This window comes from Streptosporangium sp. NPDC002544, from assembly GCF_040295965.1.
GTDB lineage: Bacteria > Actinomycetota > Actinomycetes > Streptosporangiales > Streptosporangiaceae > Streptosporangium.
Window position 1 is genome coordinate 126,041 of record NZ_JBEOWJ010000021.1, and the last position, 14,586, is coordinate 140,626.

Consider the following 14,586-nt stretch of genomic DNA (forward strand, 5'->3'; position numbering starts at 1 on the left):
CCGGTGTGCTCACCCCGGAGACCTGGTGATCCCGTCGAACTCGATAAGGAGGTGGCGAGGTCCGCGTAGCGCCGGGTTCCGCCGGTAAGGCGGTGGATCGGTGACCAGCCGGGGATTCTCCAGCCGGCGCGTGAGCTCGCACAGCGCGAGCTGGGTCTCCAACCGGGCCAGGGGGGCACCGAAGCAGTAGTGGATACCGCCGCCGAAGCCGAGGTGCTCCTTGTCCTCCCGGTCGGGATCGAATCGGTCAGGGTTGACGAAGCGGCCGGGGTCGCGGTCGGCAGCGGCGAGTGCCAGCGTGATGTGGGCGCCTTTGGGGATGGTGGTGCCGGCGATCTCGATATCGGCCAGAGCGGTGCGCTGGGGCGCCATGTGCACCGGTGGCTCGTAGCGCAGTAACTCTTCGACGACAGATTGCACACGATCAGGTTCGCGGCGCAGTCTGTCGAGCTCGGCAGGGTGGCGTAGCAGGGTCAGCATGCCGTTGGCGATGAGGTTGACGGTGGTCTCGTGACCGGCGATGAGTAGCACCGAGGTGGTGCCCAGCACTTCCTCCCGCGACAGCCGTCCTTCGGCGCCGTCGTCGGTGACCAAGGCGGACAGCAGGTCATCACTCGGCTGCCGTACGCGCATATCGGCCAATTCATTCAGATACGTGCCCAGCTCCGCGGCGGCGGCGGCATGCCGCCGCTTCACGTCATCTCCGGCCCTCGGGTCGAGGGTTTCGGCGAACGCTGGGGCCCACTCCCGGAAGCGTGGTTCGTCCTCGGTGGGCACGCCCAGTAGCCTGCAGATCACTATGACCGGCAGCGGGTAGGCGAAGTCGTCGACGATGTCCACGCGGTTCCTGCCCTCGAAGTCGTCGATCAGACCGGTGATGATCTCGGTGAGCTCGCCCCGCATGCCTTCGACCCGGCCGGGTGTACGGGGCGGCCCGAAGTGCCGCATCACCAGACGCCGGATCCGGTCATGGTCGGGCGGATCGCTACGGAAGCCGGGCGGCAGGCCCGGCAAACCCTCGTCGGCCGATGGCAGGCCGCCCCCCGCTTCTTCGGGGCGACCCACGCTGATCCGGGGATCGTGCAGCAGTGCGACGATCTCCCGGTAGGTACAGACCACGTAGCTGCCGTCCTCCCGCCGTAGCACGGGAGTCTCGCGGAGCTCGGCGTACAGCGGGTAAGGATCGGGGCGGCGGGAGTAGTCCAGGATCTGGTCGAAGACGCTGGTCTCTGCCATGACGATGCTCCTCGGTTTCGGGACTTCAGCCGGTCACCGAGGGCGGCGCACCAATGTGGCCCGCCGCTCGCTCGGGTCATGGCCGGTGACTACGACTGTGGCGCCCTGAACGGCCGCGATACGCTGCGGAACCTCTGCCGGAACCGGTTCCATCACGGCGGGCCTGCCCACCATGTCGAAGTCCGGCGGGAACGGCGCGGCCTGCTCGATCAGCCGCTGGTAGAACTCCAGCCACATGCCCTGGTCGAAGGTGACGGCGGCGGTGATACGTCCTCGGTATCCGTACGCGGCGACGAAGCGGCGATCGGCGACCGACCCCTGTGTGATCATCACCTCGTCCGCGAACGTCGGGACCCCGACGGATTTGATGTTGACCCCGAACTGGCTGGACCAGAACACGGGCAGGGCCAGATGTGCCCACCGCTGACTCTGCTCGCTGACCATGTTGTGCGCCGCGATCTCGGCCTGGGCGATCGCGTTGCCCCAGTGCTCCAGTGCCAGGAACTGGTATTCGTAGGCCGGGTGGGGGGAGCGGGCGATGTCCCCGGCGGCGAAGATGTCGTCGGTGACCAGGCCGTTGGTGTCGAAGACGCGGCAGCCGGCATCACAGCCCACGCCCCACACCCCGGCGGCCAACCCCGAGCCCTCCAGCCAATCGACGTTGCGGACCGCGCCGAGCGCGACCACCGCCGTCTCCACCTCCAGCGTGCTGCCGTCGGACAGGCGCGCGGCGCGCAGCCGTCCCTCCGCGTCTCCTTCCAGCGCCGTGACCGTGGTGTCGCAGCGCAGGTCCACGCCGTGCTCGCGCTGCATCTGTGCCGCGATCGCACCGATCACCCTGCCCAGCGCACCGGACAGCGGGGCAGGTCCCCGCTCGGTGACCGTCACCGGCCGGTCCAACTCCCGGCAGACGGAAGCGACCTCCGATCCGGCGAACCCGGCACCGATGACCAGCACCCGCCCGGCCCCGGCGGCGAGCCGCTGCCGCAGCCAGGCCGCGTCCTCGATCGTGCGTAGCACGCACACGCCGTCCAGGGCGGCCTCCGCCTCGTTCGGCCACGGCCGGGCGCGAACGCCTGTGGCGATCAGCAGGCGGTCGAACCCGATCTGCCGGCCGTCGGCGAGGCGCACCCGTTTGCCGGCCACGTCCAGGCCGGTCGCGCGCTGTCCCAGCAGCCATTCGGCGTCCAGATCCTCGAGCTGGGGCAACATGGTGTGCTCCACGGGCATCTGGCCGATGATGACCTGCTTGGACAGCGGCGGCCGGTCGTACGGCTCGTGCGTTTCGTCCCCGATCAAGGTCAGCGAGCCGGCGAAGCCCTCCCTGCGCAGCACCGTCGCGGCCCGCAGGCCGGCCAGCGAGGCGCCCACGATGACGATGCGCCCACTGCGTTTGAAGCCGTCGCCGTCACCCGCGGCCTGGTATGGCTGAGAAGTGCCGTCGGCGACATGAGCGGTCAGCCTGTCGACATGGATCGCCTGAACCGGGCACGCCGCCCTTGCCTGCAGCACCCGCTCACGCTCGGCGTCGCTGGGATCGGGGTCGTAGAGCAGGGCTTCCTGCCCGTGCATCGTGAAGACCTCGGGCGCCGCGAAGACGCATTGCCCGTACCCCTGGCATCGCGTGAGGTCGACGACTACTCGCATCGGGCACCTCCTGTGCACTGCGCGCGTGCTCAGCCGACGGTGAACCGCGCCGCAGGCCACACACGCAGTTTCGTCACGCCTGAGCTTCCCCCGTAGCCCGGACACCGGCGGTGTGACATCAGGCTCCCGGGTCCGGCGGCTGGTGACGCCGCTCGTACTCGTTCGGGCTGAGCACTCCGATGCTGGAATGCCGCCTATAAGGGGTGTACCAGCACTCGATCCATTCAAACACCGCGTTGGCGAGTTCTGCCCTCGTTGCCCATTTCTTGATGTCGAGCGGTGCGAGTTGCATCGTCCCCCAGAAGGGTCTGCGCGTGGATCGCCACCCGATCTAGGCCCCGCCTCTGGCCGAACAGACCGCCCGGCGGGGCCATGCCGCCCCCGGCGAGCGCGACCAGGCCCCGCCGACCCCGAACCGGCTTAACGTGCGTTCCGGTTCCGTTGCAGGTCCACCCCCATTCCTGCGGGGTGAGCGTCCGGCTGGCGCGGGCGCAGACCCGGGCGGCCACCAGGTCGGGCGCGACGGGCAGATCATCGCACCCCGCGTGTTCGACGCCGGGCAACGGTGACGGAGGTGGACAGGGACTCCCCACGCCGTCGGCTTGTACGCGTCCGGCGGCGCGAGGCGGGTCAGCTCTTCCGGTGGGCGGCGACGACCTCGCTGATCGTGTCGAGGACGAGGTCGGGCTGGGCGTTCTGAACATAGTGCTCGGTCGTGTCCGCGACGACCAGGCGCCCCCGGGCCGACAGCGCGGCCAGGCTCCGGGCGTGCGCGACGGCCTCGGCCGGCTGGCCTCCTGCGGAGATGACCACTACCGGCAGGTCGCCCCAGGCCTTCGGACGGACTGTCGCGCGGACCTGGGCGGCGCTGTCCACCGAGGCCCAGGCCTCGGCGCGGCCGGCTGCCATGCTCCTGGAACCGTAGACGACGGTGGCGTGGGCGCGGGCCGTCGCGGTGGCGTCGGCCGGTACGAAGACGTCGTTCAGCAGCCGGAGCAGGCCGAGCCGGGCGATCAGCTGGTTTACGGTGAACTGGGCCGAGATCAGCGGCCGGGAGATCCGCAGCGCGGTATCGGCCGTCTCGTCGGTGACGTCGATCAGCACCAGCCCGGTGGTCAGGTCTCGCCACCGGTCGGCGAAGACGCGGACGATGTTGCCGCCGTAGGAGTGCCCGACCAGGACGTACGGCCCTGCCTCCCCGGCGGCGGCCAGCAACGTGTGCAGCTCTTCGGCGAGGTGCTCCGCCGTACGCGGCAGGGGGCTGTCCTCGCTCCAGGCGTATCCGGCCCGGTCGTAGGAGCACACCCGGTTGCCCACGGCGAGCCCGCGCTGGATCGTCTCCCAGTTCGCGCTCGACTCCGCCAGTCCCGCCTCAAGCACGACGGTGGGCGCGCCCTTCCCGGTGCAGTGCAGGTGGAGGCGGTAGCCACCCACGTCGACCAGCCGCCCCGGTGCCCGGTGCCGTCCGGCGTCGTCCTGCCGGGCGACCGTCTCGTAGAGGAACCCGGCCCCCGCCGTCAGCACGAACAGTCCCGTGCCCCAGGCGATGATCCGCAGCAGCAGCCTTCGTGGTCGCCACCTGCCGGGCCGTACCCGCGTGTCCGCGGGCTCTCCGTCTTTCATGTTTCCGAATCTAGGGAAACGGCCCGCCCGTTCCCTCCTCCACGGAGAGGAACCCGCGGTGCTACCCGTGTTTCACCCCTGCCCGGTCTCTCCTCCTTCAGGAGGAACGGGATCGGGTACGACATGATCAGCGCGTGCCGCATATCGCCTCTGGGGACAGAGTGAACTGACCGACTTCTAGTCGATCAGTGAGCCGCAGCTGATGTTGGCGGTGGCGGCGGTCATGGCGCGAGCGCGGTCGGAGGCGACGAAGGCCGCCACGTTGCCCACGTCGTCGAGCGTCGCGGCCCGTCCGAGCATCGTCATCTTCTCGATTCCCTCGACGATCGCCTCGCGCCCCTCGAAGCCCTCGGGGAGGGTCTCGGGCACGCCGCCGGTGCGCAGGGTCACGACGCGCACGCCGTGCGGTCCGAGCTCGGAGGCCAGCTGCCTCCGCATGGATTCGATCGCTTCGAACGCGGCCTGGATGCCTCCCAGGTAGTGGCCGCGCAGCGGGTGGCCCGAGCCGCCGAACGCCAGGATCACCCCCGAGCCCTGCCGCCTCATGTGGCGGGCGGCGGCCCGCGAGGTCAGGAACATCGTCCTCACCGCGGTCACGACCGGTCGTTCGTAGTCTTCCGGCGACATGTCGGCCATCGGGGTGCCCTGCACATCGCCGTGCGAGATCAGGTTGAAGGACACGTCTATGCTTCCGGCCTCCGCCGCCACGGCGTCGGCGTGCTCGTCGACCATCCTCGCGTCCAGCGCGTCGACCTCGGCCGTCCGCGCCACCCCGCCGGCGGCGCGGATCTCCTCGGCGACCTTCTCCAGCCTCGCCAGGGTGCGTCCGGCAAGGAAGACGGTCGCCCCCTCACGGGCGAAGGCGCGGGCGACCGCGCCGCCGATGACCCCGCCCCCGCCGTAGATCACGGCGTTCTTGCCCTCCAGCAACATCTCGTACCTCCTGTTTGGTGGTTCTCCCGTCCGGATGTCGAGCGCCGGAGCGGCCCTTCGCCCACGTGCCGGAACCGATGTGCCCGGCGAACGAGCCGGAGGCCCGGCCGCCCCGTCCCGGATCTCGCGCGCCCCTCAAGGACAAAATAATCTTGTACATAAAATTTTATTTTGTCAATGCTCGAGCGACCTCCGGCACCCGATCGGACGTGGCGCGGCGGACCGGGGAACGCCGCCCCCGTTCCCCTGATCAAACGGCACATACCGGTCATGTGCCGTTAACCACATTCACGGGTGGCCGTTCACCGGTGCTCCTATCGTCGAGATCACTTGGAAAGTGGTTCTGCTGATCCTCGCCCTGGAGGTTCGTCGATGGAACGCCGCACATTCCTTCGCGCCTCGGTGCTCGGCACGAGCACCCTGGCCCTCACCGGAAGCCTCTGGCAGGACGCCCTCGCGGCCCCGGCTCAGAACGCCGCAGGTCCCTACGGCCCTCTGCTGGCCGCCGACGCCAACGGCATCCAACTCCCCGCCGGATTCACCAGCCAGGTGATCGCCCGATCCGGTCAGGTGGTCCCCGGCACCTCCTACACCTGGCACAGCGCCCCCGACGGTGGTGCCTGCTTCGCCGACGGCAGCGGCTGGATCTACGTGTCCAACTCGGAGATCAACCCCGGCGGCGGCGCCTCGGCGATCCGCTTCGACTCCGCGGGCAACGCCGTCTCGGCCACCTCGATCCTGTCGGGCACCCGGCAGAACTGCGCGGGCGGCGCGACACCGTGGAACACCTGGCTGTCATGCGAGGAGGTCGACCGCGGCTACGTCTACGAAACCCGTCCCTTCGGCGGCGCGGCGACACAGCGCCCGGCCATGGGCCGTTTCAAACACGAGGCGGCCGCCGCCGACCCGGTCCGCAAGGTCGTCTACCTCACCGAGGACGAGACCAACGGGCGGTTCTACCGCTTCATCCCCACCACCTGGGGTGACCTGTCCTCGGGCACGCTGCAGGTGCTGTGCGCGGGCTCGGCCACCTCGGGCTCCTTCACCTGGGATCTCGCTGCTTAGACATACCTTTCGGGTTAGCCTGCGGGCATGCCCCCCAAGCACACACAGCCCCTACTCGCGGCGATCTACGACAGAGCCAGCAAAGACAAGACCAAAAGCTCCCGGCGCCGCGGAGACGCTCGATCCGTCGCCGAATGATCGAGAGTTAGCCGCGTCTCGCCTGGCAGAGCGGGCAAGGTCTCCACGAAGTGGGCGTACCTCGGTTCGAGCAGCTGCCTGAGTCGCTCTGCCTTCGCCTCGATGCGGGCTGCCTCGCGGGCTTTGGCCCGCTGGCTCATCCGCTCTTCCCAGGTGCTCACGGCAGGGTCCATAGCTCGAACTGGACGTCCTCGCCGTGCTCGCGTCTCATCCGTTCCAGCCATTCGCGCTGCTGATCGTCGAGTTCTACTCCGGCTTCCTCGGTCAGGCTGATGAGGTTGGCTACGGGGTCGCTCATGGCTCCAAGCTCCTCACACTCGTGACCTTCGACCCGTCGGCCAACGTCGCGGTCAGCACGATACGGAGTGGCCCGACCTGCCGCATCGGCCCGTCCTTCAGCGTCATGTCCACCGTGGCGGACGTGCCCGCTTCGAAGGCGACAAGGCCGGGTGGCAGGGTGACGGGTTCCGTGCGCATCCACTGATCTGCCATGGCGATGAGAGCGGGCTCCCAGTTGATGCCCTCGCTCACGATCGCCCCTTCCGCCAGTACAGGAGCCGCTGCCACCGTACGGCAGGCCACCAGAAGAACTCGAAGTTGGCGTTCAGGGTGATGCACCACAGCTTGCCACAGGCGCATCGCCAGAGATCGCCGATGTCACCGTCGGGTATGCCGGACGAACCTGATGGCGCTGGGCACTTGTGTGCGGAGCGCTCCTTGTGGCGCACCCACGTCATGAGCGGTTCACCGCCCCGCCCCTTCGGGTGTCCAGTCCCTGTGCAAGTGGGACGGCTCGGTCAAGGGCTATCCCCGCCTGAAGTGCAAGCTCGGCGTCCCCAACCCCGCGCCGACGAGCGGGTCGACCATCACCCCGACGCCGGAGCCCACCCCGACTCGACGAGGCCGACTCCGACGCAGGCCCCTTAGTCCGCACTGCATACACGAGAGCGCCGCACCCTAGACGGGGGTGCGGCGCTCTTTCGCGTTATACGGCTACCGCGCTCGCAGGCGGTCTACCAGGGAACCTGAAGGGCCCAGACACTGCCCGACTGGAAGCAGGTGTACCAGGGCCAGGCAGTGCCCAGCCCCTGCTGGCCGAAGTAATTACAGGATTCGGCGCTGGGGTAGTAGCCGATGATGGTGGCGTACGCGGAAGGGGTCGCGGAGGCGGGCAGGGCGACGGCGGTTGAGGCGATGAGTGCGGAGCCGACCAGAGCGGCGGAGACGAGCAGACGTCGGATCAAGGATCACTCCCAGAGCAGGGGATGGGCCGCCTATGAGACGGTTGACTGGTGAACTGTGTTCTGTTGGTGCTCCAGGTGCTACCGGGTGCCGCTGCCCTTACGCGGCCGGCCTGTAAGCTGATCGTGTAGGTGCTTTTGTCGTTCTAGCGGCCTAGGACACCGAGCGCCCGTCAGGGACTCGGAAACGCCGGTTCGAATCCGGTCGAGAGCACCATCGGTAGCCTCCGTTGCCCTTCGGGGCGGCGGGGCTTCTTCGTGTTTCCGCCCCGGCATACTGGGGTGGTGTGGTCTCTGACGTGCGGCCGTACCGACGAGGCCCCACACCGATCCCACGCACCCGCTCTCGTCGGGCACTCTCAGGTGATGTACACCTTGAAGCGGTAGCCGAACGAGGGGGAGCCCAAGCAGGGACCAGTCGGGTCACCGTATGGGAGAACGATTTCCCGCTCCGCCACGCACTCCTCCAGGGTGGGGTAGGGGCCGTAAACAACCACCCAAGGCTCAAACGCGTTGGTTTGAGTAGCGGCGGAAGCGGATGCGGCGCCGGTCAGGGCGCTGATGCTCACCGCTGCCGCGAGTACGACCATGGTGTGGAGTCTGCGGATTTTCACTGTGGGTGGCTCCTCACGAATCCGTCGGGTGGGGAGAGCACCTCAAGGTGAGCATGGATTGCCGAAGGCAAGGAGATACCGGTTCTCCATATTGCGGCTCTATGGTGCGTCTTCTCGCGAGTGCTTTCACGGGTCTTAATGACGGCGCCCCGCTGGTCTTCGGACCGGCGGGGCGTCTTCGTCTTGCCCGGAGGTCAGGCGGTGCGGTACTCCACCCACGCTCGACATGCGGCGGCGGTCCGCTCCCGCTTCACCCTCAGGTGCGCAGGCCCGGCCTCTGCCATCCGCCCCGCGAACAGGGCACGAGTCGCAGCCAACGCGGTCACCGCATCCGCCGGGGCCGAACTCCACGCAGGCACCCGGGCGGCAACCTGCTCAGCCCCAGCGGGTGTGTGGCCGGCGTCGACTAGCCGCGGGATCAGCAGGGCGACGTCCACCCAGGCGGCGCCCTGGCAGGCCATGGACCAGTCCACTATCCACACCTTGCCGTTGTCGACGAGCAGGTTGTCGGCGTGGAGATCAGCGTGCAGCAGCGTAGCCCCTGCGAAGTCGTCGAGGTCGAGCGCTTTGACGAGCGGCCCGTAGGCGGCGTCAGCAGGGGACGCGGCGAGCTGCTCCTCTGCCACCCGCCGCAGCCCCCGAATCTTGCCTGACACCGAAGGCGCGGGCAGCGGGGCGGCAACGGAGATGGCGGCTACGGCGTCCAGCACGGCGGGCAGGTCCGGCGACCCCGGGGAGAGGTCAGCGGCGTTGCCGGAGACGTGCTCGAAGAGCAGCACATGCCAGCCGGCGACATCGGCTGTCCACAGGAACCGCGGGGCGGGAATGCTCACGGGGAGTGCCTGGTTGGCGGCGCGTTCGCGCAGCAGGTGCCCAGCGACCGGCGCGGCGGCGGAGGCCGCCTTCACGAAGACGGCCCCCGCAGTGGTGGTGACGTGTGCGGCGACGCCGGAGGTCAGCCCGATCTCCGCCGACCGGATACCGGTGACCGGGCCGGTCTGCTCTTCGATCGCCGCGCGGGCAGGTGCGGGCAGGTCAGCCCACTGCCTTCTTCGGTTTCGGTGAATCGCTGCACCCCGCATAGCACTGGTTGCACTTGCCGCTGCTGCACTCGGCGGAGGTCGGCCACACCACCGGGTCGACCCGGTAGCCGGAGGCCTCCATCGCCGCCATGGTAGCGGCGAGGCTGTTCCCGGTCCCGGTTTCGCCGGGGACGTCGTCGGGGGCGTGGTGGATGAACCGCCCGGCGACCCGCTCGCAGAACTCGGCGTACTCGCTGGTGTAGAGGATGAACGTGTGCCAGCCGATGTCCACGGTGTCGGACGGGCCGAGGCCGACGCCGGGGTTGACGGCGCAGGCGGCGAGGAAGGCGAGCGCCTGCTCCATGATGAGCTCGGCCTGATGGGCGTGCTCGGGGTGGTCGACGGCGATCCGTGCGGTCAGCCTGGCGAACAGGTCGGGGCTGACGAGGGTGCGGGGGGTGGTGGCGGGCCGGTCGAGGATGACGGTCACGGTGGGTCCTCCAAGTCGGTGGTGCCTGCTGGCTTGCGCTTCCACGGTCGCCGCTGCGGGCGGGTGCTGTCATTGCAGGGCTGCCCGCCGCTCATTGAGGGCATGGCCTCAATCACACACTCCTGACAGCGTGTGCCCGGTCAGTTACGGTGCATCCATCGGCGTTCCGACTGCGGAGGCGCCCCATGGGGCAGATCACCAGGTCCAGGCGTGCACAGATCCAACGCGAGGCGGCCACCATCCGCATCCGCGGACAACGGGAAGGCTTCCCGCAGGAGCGGATCGTCACCGCTCTACGCAGCACCTGCCCGGAACTGACAGCGCTGGAAGCATGGCGGCTGGCCCTCGGCTGGTCGCGTACCCAAGTCGTCGCCCAGGTCGCAGCCCTGTACCTCGCTGACGGACTACGACCGCCGGCCCTGTCGGAGGCGATGCTGTGCCGCTTCGAGCACGGCCCTGACCGGCCAGGCCCGGAGTACGCCAGCATGCTCGCCCGCGCCTACGGGGCGCACCCGGATCAGCTCGGCTTGAGGCCGCGGTGCGTGTGCGGGCACCGTGACCTTGGGTACGGTCAACCGGAGGCCCCAGCGCGGGCGCCGGTCCTGCTGCCAGGAGTAGAGCTGATGAGCACAGCCAGTGGACTGCCCGCCGTCCGAGAGTCGCTGCGCCTGGCCCTGCTGGACGCCCCACACGGCAACCCGACTGTGGTGGAGCTCGCCGAGGCCGCTGTCGAGCACTACGCGCTCACCTACTCCCGCCACGCCCCCGCAGTGCTGTTCGACGAGGTGCACGCCGCCCGGATCCTGCTGGGCGACGCGCTGGCCACACCCGCCGACGCTGCGACCGGGACAGAGCTACGCCGCGCGGCCGGATGGCTGTCCGCACTCCTCGGCAATCTCGCCTTCCACCTCGCCGACCACACCGGCGCGCGAGCCCACCTCGCCGTTGCCGCCTCGCTCGGGGCACACACCGGTGACGCCCGACTGGTGGCGTGGACACTCGGAGCGCAGAGCATGCTGGCCCGCGCCCGCCACGACCTACCCGCCGCCCTCACCTACGCGCAGGCCGGGCTGGAGCGTGCCCCGAGTCCGCTGGTACGGGCTCAACTGCTGGGCTGGGCGGTGCTGCCGTCCCTCGCCCAACTCGGGCAGATGGGTGATGCCGAACAGGCACTCAGCGAGGCGACCAGGATCCTTGCCGCGGATCCTGAGGGCGGCGCCCCGGGCCGGTTCGGGTTCGACGCGCCCGAGCTGGATCTGCACGAGGCGGAGGCGTGGCTCGCCCTGGGGCGCACCGATCGGGCCGCCGGCCGGGCTGAGGCGTCGGCGACGGGCTGTGTGCCACACACGCCGGGGTGGGCGGCGGCGACGCTTGTCCTGGCTCAAGCTGAGGCGCTGGGCCAGCCTGGGGATGCGGCGGCGCGGGCTCTGGATGTGCTGGAGCGGGTCCCTGCGGATCGGCTGCGGTCCACCTCCCGGGAGCGCCTACGGCAGGTGGCGGCCACGCTGGGCGATGTGGATGTCGCCGCGGTACGGGATCTCCGTGAGCGGGTGCGAGTGCTGCCGCCTATCGATGTGCAGGGCCGCAGCACCGCGTGAGGCCCCGACTCCCCGTCGCCGGAGCCGGGACCAACGATCATGGGACGTCCCATACGCCTCACGGGTTACACGCCATACCAGAACGGCATGAACAGCGGAAAGCCCCCGCCCAGAAGAAGACGGGGGCGGACTTCTCTACCAGTCATGGCAGCGTCGAGAGGGCTCATATTGGCGCGGACATGTGAGCAGCGGTTAAGACACTCTGGACTTGGCGGCGAAGGTGTTGCAAGCACCGGGCCCCTTGGCCTGGAAACCGCGGTTCAGCCAGTAGGCGTAGTTGCTGGCTTTGCCGTGGGTGGAAAGGTCCTCGCGGAGAAGCCGCAGGTCGGCGAAGTCTGACTGGGGGCGCTTCAGGGAGCGCCAAACGCTGCCAATGAAGGCTCCGCTCAGGCAGTTGGCCTGGAGTTCAAACCTGCGCCAGCTATCTCCCTGCTGTGGGGTGCGGTACGTGCGAAGGTAGGAGGCCTCCATGATCCCGGAGAGCCATTGGACATGGTGGCCGTACTCGTGGGAGACGCTCTCGAACAGGAACAGGTCGCTTGTGCCGGTGAGAACATCCTTGTCGAGAAGAAAGACGATGGTCTTGGTCGTCCAGCAGTAGATCGCCTGGGCGTCCTTGGGGAACTTGCTGCCGCAACAGGTGGCCGCACCGCAGCCTCGTAGGCGCTCAAAAGTGAGATGGGTGCTAGTTGCTGCTGGCCTCGCGGTCGCCGCGGGGGTGGGGGGATTGTTGCACAGATGCCCGGACCCGCTCCCGAGGTAGTCGCCGCTTCCGCAAGCCCGGAAACGAGCGTGTCCCCAGTGGCGGTTTCAACGCCAGAGCTTGCGGACACGGAGCCGGAATATACTGAGGGGGCCGCTGTCCTGGCCTGTCGGACGACGAGTCCACCAGCTGATGGCGGCACCTATCAGAGTGTCCGCGAAATCATGGACGAGCTAGACCGTGCGTATGGCGGGCCGGTTTGTCGCCATGTCACCTACAAGCCTTTGAACATCAACGGCCAGGAGTTGGGCGTCGACTCGTTTGGAGCTTGCCAGCTGGACTTGAGGGACGCATCTATCCATGTCTTCCCTGTCCCCGTCGCCGCCGGTACCTACGAGCTCGCCTACGACGACAACCTCGTCAGCCCCGGCACCGCGCCGCTGACCGGCGTGGACAACGTCACCGGCTCGACCTTCGGCGACCTCTACGTCGCCGAGGACGGTGGCAACATGGAGATCTGCCTGATCACTCCCAACGACACCATCTCCCCGTTCCTGCGCATCAGCGGCCAGGGATCCTCGGAGATCACCGGTCCGGCCTTCACCCCCGCCGGCAATCGCCTGTACTTCTCCTCCCAGCGCGGCACGTCGGGTTCCTCCTCCGGGGGGATCACCTACTGCGTGACCGGCCCGTTCCGCACCTGAGGGACGGCCGGGCCGTGCGGCGCCGATCGCACGGCCCGGCCGTCCGGCGGTTTCTCGAATCTAGAGAGACTCTCTAGAATCGGCTACGATTTCGCCATGGGACCTACTGTCGTCATCACCGGTGGCAACCGCGGGATCGGGCTGGCCACGGCCGAGGAGTTCGCCCGCCGCGATCACCGGGTGGTGATCGTGGCCAGGAATCCCGCCGCGGCGGGCGAGGCCGCCCGGCTCGGCGCCGATCTGGTCGCCGGAGATCTCTCAACTTTGAAAGGGGTCCGGGCTGTCGCCGAGGCGCTGGCCGGAACCTGCCCGCGGCTCGACGTGCTGGTGCACAACGCCGGGGTCTGGCCATCGGCGCGGCGGCTCACCGAGGACGGGTTCGAGGAGTCCTTCGCCGTCAATCACCTGGCGCCCTTCCTGCTCAACCACCTGCTGGAGGATCGCCTGGCCAGGGTCGTCCAGGTCACCGCGGGCCTGTACGTCAAGGGCCGTGCCGACCTCGCGCGCACCCCGGCCGGTACGGACTTCTCTCCCCTGCGCACCTACGCCGACACCAAGCTCTGCAACCTGGCGCTGATGCCGCTGTGGGCCGAGCGCTGGAAGCCGCGGGGCATCACGATCGACGCCGTCCACCCCGGAGTGATCAGGACCGGGCTCGGCGACCGGGGCGGCCCGGTGGGGGTGCTGCTGAAGACCGCGAAGCTGCTGTGGAAGGCACCGGCCGACGGCGCGGCTCCGGTCGTACGGCTGGCGCTCGACCAGGCCGGCACCGGACGGTACTTCGACGTCGACCGTGAACTGCCCCTCGCCTCCGTGGCCGCTGACCTCGCGTGGGCGGGGAAACTGTGGACGCAGGCCGCGGAGCTGACCGGTGTCGCCTAGACAGCGGCGCGGCGAGGAGACCCGGGAGCGGCTGCTGGCGGCGGCACTGGACCTCTACGCGGAGAAGGGCGCCGACGGCTTCACCATGACGGCGGTGACCGCTACCAGCGGCGTCAGCGTCGGAAGCCTCTACCACCACTTCGGCAGCTTCGACGGGCTGGCGGCCGCCCTCTACGCGCGCTGCCTGTCCGACCTGCTCGACGCCGTCATCGCCGCACTCGACGCGGTGCCGCAGGGGCAGGAGGGAGGCCCCCGTGACGGCACGGAGGCGCGGGCCGCCGCCGGCGTCCGGGCCGTGGTCACCGGATATCTCGGTTTCACCCGAGAGCACAGGGCCGCCGCGCGCTTCGTCCACGCCTCCGCCTACGCCGACTTCCTGGCCGCGCACGTGGAGCTGATCGCGGCGGAGAGGGAACCCAGGCTGACCTGGATCCTGGGCTGGCTGCGACCGTACGTCGAGGCGGGGCTGGTCGTGGGACTGCCCGACGAGTTGATCGAGATGCTGGTCGTCGGCCCGGTCGCGGAGACGGCCCGCCGCTGGCTGGCAGGGGCCCCCGGCATCGACCTGGACGAGGCGTCCCGGCTGCTTCCCGAGCGGATCTGGCGATCCCTGCGGGCCGCCGAGGCCACAGAGGCCTCGGTGACGAGGTAGGAGAGGGCACGAGGTGCCAAGGGTGGAACGCCCCAAGG

General features: G+C 69.2%; 17 protein-coding genes and 1 tRNA gene. 6 read left to right on the forward strand and 12 right to left on the reverse strand.

What is annotated here, in order from left to right:
• Positions 1-9 precede the first annotated feature (9 nt).
• The 5 genes from ABT061_RS29125 to ABT061_RS29145 form a co-directional block, all read right to left on the reverse strand.
• On the reverse strand, positions 10-1,236 hold the full coding sequence (locus tag ABT061_RS29125; protein WP_350923883.1) for a cytochrome P450: 1,227 nt from the start codon (positions 1,234-1,236) through the stop codon (positions 10-12).
• A gap of 33 nt (positions 1,237-1,269) precedes the next feature.
• Positions 1,270-2,883, reverse strand: coding sequence for an FAD-dependent oxidoreductase (locus ABT061_RS29130; RefSeq protein ID WP_350923885.1), 1,614 nt, complete (start codon positions 2,881-2,883; stop codon positions 1,270-1,272).
• 118 nt (positions 2,884-3,001) lie between these two features.
• Positions 3,002-3,175, reverse strand: a complete 174-nt coding sequence (locus tag ABT061_RS29135) for an IS3 family transposase (protein ID WP_350923887.1) — start codon at positions 3,173-3,175, stop codon at positions 3,002-3,004.
• 338 nt (positions 3,176-3,513) lie between these two features.
• Complete coding sequence (locus ABT061_RS29140) at positions 3,514-4,506, reverse strand: alpha/beta fold hydrolase (protein WP_350923889.1); 993 nt, start codon at positions 4,504-4,506, stop codon at positions 3,514-3,516.
• A gap of 177 nt (positions 4,507-4,683) precedes the next feature.
• Positions 4,684-5,439, reverse strand: a complete 756-nt coding sequence (locus ABT061_RS29145) for an SDR family NAD(P)-dependent oxidoreductase (RefSeq protein ID WP_350923891.1) — start codon at positions 5,437-5,439, stop codon at positions 4,684-4,686.
• Positions 5,440-5,811: 372 nt separating this feature from the next.
• Between ABT061_RS29145 and ABT061_RS29150 the strand changes: the two genes are divergently transcribed.
• A complete protein-coding gene (locus ABT061_RS29150; protein ID WP_350923893.1) occupies positions 5,812-6,504 on the forward strand; it encodes an alkaline phosphatase PhoX in 693 nt (230 codons plus the stop codon).
• Positions 6,505-6,799: 295 nt separating this feature from the next.
• On the opposite strand, the gene ABT061_RS29155 is transcribed toward ABT061_RS29150, so the two are convergent.
• From ABT061_RS29155 to ABT061_RS29165, 3 genes are all read right to left on the reverse strand, one after another.
• Positions 6,800-6,940 carry a hypothetical protein gene (locus ABT061_RS29155; protein WP_350923895.1) on the reverse strand — a complete coding sequence of 47 codons (141 nt, stop codon included), beginning with the start codon at positions 6,938-6,940 and terminating at the stop codon, positions 6,800-6,802.
• Positions 6,937-7,173, reverse strand: coding sequence for a hypothetical protein (locus tag ABT061_RS29160; RefSeq protein ID WP_350923897.1), 237 nt, complete (start codon positions 7,171-7,173; stop codon positions 6,937-6,939). The genes ABT061_RS29155 and ABT061_RS29160 overlap by 4 nt, the downstream gene beginning before the upstream one ends.
• A 482-nt stretch (positions 7,174-7,655) precedes the next feature.
• Positions 7,656-7,886: a hypothetical protein gene (locus tag ABT061_RS29165; RefSeq protein WP_350923899.1), complete on the reverse strand. Its 231-nt coding sequence runs from the start codon at positions 7,884-7,886 to the stop codon at positions 7,656-7,658.
• 131 nt (positions 7,887-8,017) lie between these two features.
• Here ABT061_RS29165 and ABT061_RS29170 point away from each other — a divergent pair.
• A tRNA-OTHER gene (locus tag ABT061_RS29170) sits at positions 8,018-8,100 on the forward strand.
• Positions 8,101-8,242: 142 nt separating this feature from the next.
• On the opposite strand, the gene ABT061_RS29175 is transcribed toward ABT061_RS29170, so the two are convergent.
• The 3 genes from ABT061_RS29175 to ABT061_RS29185 form a co-directional block, all read right to left on the reverse strand.
• A complete protein-coding gene (locus ABT061_RS29175; protein ID WP_350923902.1) occupies positions 8,243-8,473 on the reverse strand; it encodes a hypothetical protein in 231 nt (76 codons plus the stop codon).
• Positions 8,474-8,691: 218 nt separating this feature from the next.
• Positions 8,692-9,579 carry a phosphotransferase family protein gene (locus ABT061_RS29180; protein WP_350923904.1) on the reverse strand — a complete coding sequence of 296 codons (888 nt, stop codon included), beginning with the start codon at positions 9,577-9,579 and terminating at the stop codon, positions 8,692-8,694.
• A complete protein-coding gene (locus tag ABT061_RS29185; RefSeq protein ID WP_350923906.1) occupies positions 9,533-10,009 on the reverse strand; it encodes a glycine-rich domain-containing protein in 477 nt (158 codons plus the stop codon). Before ABT061_RS29185 ends, ABT061_RS29180 begins: the two co-directional genes overlap by 47 nt.
• A 185-nt stretch (positions 10,010-10,194) precedes the next feature.
• Between ABT061_RS29185 and ABT061_RS29190 the strand changes: the two genes are divergently transcribed.
• Positions 10,195-11,607 carry an NsdA family TPR-like regulatory protein gene (locus ABT061_RS29190; protein ID WP_350923908.1) on the forward strand — a complete coding sequence of 471 codons (1,413 nt, stop codon included), beginning with the start codon at positions 10,195-10,197 and terminating at the stop codon, positions 11,605-11,607.
• Positions 11,608-11,799: 192 nt separating this feature from the next.
• Here ABT061_RS29190 and ABT061_RS29195 read toward each other — a convergent pair whose 3' ends face one another.
• Positions 11,800-12,345, reverse strand: coding sequence for a neutral zinc metallopeptidase (locus tag ABT061_RS29195; protein WP_350923974.1), 546 nt, complete (start codon positions 12,343-12,345; stop codon positions 11,800-11,802).
• Between the two features lie 306 nt (positions 12,346-12,651).
• Between ABT061_RS29195 and ABT061_RS29200 the strand changes: the two genes are divergently transcribed.
• The 3 genes from ABT061_RS29200 to ABT061_RS29210 all read left to right on the forward strand — a co-directional run bounded on the left by ABT061_RS29200 (position 12,652) and on the right by ABT061_RS29210 (position 14,548).
• Positions 12,652-13,014 carry a hypothetical protein gene (locus ABT061_RS29200; protein ID WP_350923910.1) on the forward strand — a complete coding sequence of 121 codons (363 nt, stop codon included), beginning with the start codon at positions 12,652-12,654 and terminating at the stop codon, positions 13,012-13,014.
• Between the two features lie 96 nt (positions 13,015-13,110).
• On the forward strand, positions 13,111-13,896 hold the full coding sequence (locus tag ABT061_RS29205) for an SDR family NAD(P)-dependent oxidoreductase (RefSeq protein WP_350923912.1): 786 nt from the start codon (positions 13,111-13,113) through the stop codon (positions 13,894-13,896).
• On the forward strand, positions 13,886-14,548 hold the full coding sequence (locus ABT061_RS29210) for a TetR/AcrR family transcriptional regulator (protein WP_350923914.1): 663 nt from the start codon (positions 13,886-13,888) through the stop codon (positions 14,546-14,548). Before ABT061_RS29205 ends, ABT061_RS29210 begins: the two co-directional genes overlap by 11 nt.
• The last annotated feature ends 38 nt before the right edge of the window (positions 14,549-14,586 follow it).

What these genes read in the sequence shown, in the direction of transcription:
- ABT061_RS29145 (WP_350923891.1), bottom strand. Translation starts at nt 5,439, where the DNA reads ATGTTGCTGGAGGGCAAGAACGCCGTGATCTACGGCGGGGGCGGGGTC.
- ABT061_RS29175 (WP_350923902.1), bottom strand. Translation starts at nt 8,473, where the DNA reads ATGGTCGTACTCGCGGCAGCGGTGAGCATCAGCGCCCTGACCGGCGCC.
- ABT061_RS29205 (WP_350923912.1), top strand. Translation starts at nt 13,111, where the DNA reads ATGGGACCTACTGTCGTCATCACCGGTGGCAACCGCGGGATCGGGCTG.
- ABT061_RS29135 (WP_350923887.1), bottom strand. Translation starts at nt 3,175, where the DNA reads ATGCAACTCGCACCGCTCGACATCAAGAAATGGGCAACGAGGGCAGAA.
- ABT061_RS29180 (WP_350923904.1), bottom strand. Translation starts at nt 9,579, where the DNA reads ATGCGGGGTGCAGCGATTCACCGAAACCGAAGAAGGCAGTGGGCTGAC.
- ABT061_RS29130 (WP_350923885.1), bottom strand. Translation starts at nt 2,883, where the DNA reads ATGCGAGTAGTCGTCGACCTCACGCGATGCCAGGGGTACGGGCAATGC.
- ABT061_RS29150 (WP_350923893.1), top strand. Translation starts at nt 5,812, where the DNA reads ATGGAACGCCGCACATTCCTTCGCGCCTCGGTGCTCGGCACGAGCACC.
- ABT061_RS29140 (WP_350923889.1), bottom strand. Translation starts at nt 4,506, where the DNA reads ATGAAAGACGGAGAGCCCGCGGACACGCGGGTACGGCCCGGCAGGTGG.
- ABT061_RS29155 (WP_350923895.1), bottom strand. Translation starts at nt 6,940, where the DNA reads ATGAGCGACCCCGTAGCCAACCTCATCAGCCTGACCGAGGAAGCCGGA.
- ABT061_RS29125 (WP_350923883.1), bottom strand. Translation starts at nt 1,236, where the DNA reads ATGGCAGAGACCAGCGTCTTCGACCAGATCCTGGACTACTCCCGCCGC.
- ABT061_RS29190 (WP_350923908.1), top strand. Translation starts at nt 10,195, where the DNA reads ATGGGGCAGATCACCAGGTCCAGGCGTGCACAGATCCAACGCGAGGCG.